General features: G+C 43.8%; 1 protein-coding gene and 1 pseudogene. Both read right to left on the bottom strand.

Annotation, left to right across the window (positions count from 1 at the left end; translation table 11 throughout):
* A pseudogene (gene amiE, locus ACWHAR_RS25295) lies at positions 1-711 on the bottom strand (N-acetylmuramoyl-L-alanine amidase); the annotation flags it as partial.
* A gap of 56 nt (positions 712-767) precedes the next feature.
* A partial coding sequence (locus tag ACWHAR_RS25290) for a hypothetical protein (RefSeq protein WP_452088212.1) occupies positions 768-833 on the bottom strand: 66 nt, incomplete at its 5' end.

Raw genomic sequence — 833 nt, 5'->3', positions numbered from 1 at the left:
CTCCGTGTAGACATCAAGCGGTTTGCCGGTGAGTTTTTCGACAATACACCCAAGTAGCATATATCCAATGTCACTGTATACGTGTTTTGTCCCGGTTTGATAATCGAGCGGAATTTTCGTCAAATATTCAATCGTTTTGTCCCGTTCTTGGGAATAGTACTTGCCGGCTTTTTCCGGCGTGTAAAAGTAAAAGCTTGATGGGAGCCCTGATTGGTGCTGGAGGACATCAATGACACGTATCTTGTCTTTTCCTTTTATGAGGTCACCCGGCTGATCCTTGAAACCCGGCAAATATGCAGAAACTTTTTCATAGACGTCAAGTTTTCCTTGGCTGACTAAGCGTTGCAATGCAAAATTTGTTGCGTACATTTTTGTATTTGAGGCTAAGTCAAACATCGTGCGGGTTTTCATTTTGGCCGGACGGCGCAGCAGTTCTGACCCTTCGTACTTTTTACTGTAGCCGTATGCTGCTTTTTTTATGATGCGTCCATCCTTCACCACCACAAGAACGGCGCCTGGAAATCCTGCTGCAATATCCCGTTCTATCATCTGATCTACCTTCCTTAGCTTCTTCGGCGAGAATTGTGCAGTTTCTGCATTTATGGTTTTCGGCTCAACCAAGTTGTCTGCTGTTTGTGCGAAGGTTTCATTTGGCGCGAATATCGATAGGGTTAAAATGGCACTGAATATGAACAGTGTCTTTGTTTTCACAGGCTAGCCCCTTTCTGTGCTTCTATCCCGTTTACTATCCCTAAAACAGAAACAATTTAATCGAACTGAGAAGCCATTTCATCTTTATATCCGAATGCATAGGTCAATAAAAAACCGGCCGC

This window comes from Bacillus sp. LR--39, from assembly GCF_053613335.1.
The sequence above is the reverse complement of the archived record's forward strand: the minus strand, read 5'-3'. Positions and strand labels throughout refer to the sequence as shown.